This is a genomic window from Gallibacterium trehalosifermentans (genome assembly GCF_042433055.1).
Taxonomy (GTDB): domain Bacteria; phylum Pseudomonadota; class Gammaproteobacteria; order Enterobacterales; family Pasteurellaceae; genus Gallibacterium; species Gallibacterium trehalosifermentans.
Genome location: NZ_JBHLWB010000019.1, coordinates 1 through 532 on the forward strand (window position 1 = coordinate 1; position 532 = coordinate 532).

At 32.0% G+C, this 532-nt stretch carries 1 protein-coding gene; it reads left to right on the top strand.

Going from position 1 to position 532, the window contains the following annotated elements; all coding sequences use genetic code 11:
- On the top strand, positions 1-532 hold a 532-nt coding region (locus tag ACFFHK_RS09795), incomplete at both ends, for a replication initiation protein (protein ID WP_382371941.1).

Here is a 532-nt window from a genome sequence, read left to right on the forward strand (position 1 = left end):
CGATCGTGAGATTTCTTTAACTGATTTAAAAGATTGGTTGCAAATATCGAACAAATATCCACGATATAACAACCTTAAACAGTGGGTAATCGATCCTTCAATTGATGAAATTAACGAAAAATCTGATCTCAAAGTCATTTATGAACCGATAAAACGTGGACGTAGAATTGTAGCTTTAAAATTTACTATTCAAACTAAGAAAAATTCCATAAAAACAGAACTCAATCGCCCTCCTTTCCCTCACAAAAATAAATACGGCAAATATGTTCATTTAGATAAGCAAAATCCTCGAATGAGTAGCTCAGAATATGGGAATTATGCAAAAGACTGTTTAGCTATTTTAGAAAATTTTTATTCTGATTTAGACACTGTAACAATCGAAGATTTACGCAATTATTGGGTCTTTTTAGAGACTAACGCAAGTTTTAGATCGAAGTTAGGCACTAAACAGGATTTCCTTATAGAACTTCGAAAAAGGGGCTATAAACTTGTTGAGTGTGAATTAATGCAAATAGACGAAAAACAAATCGAT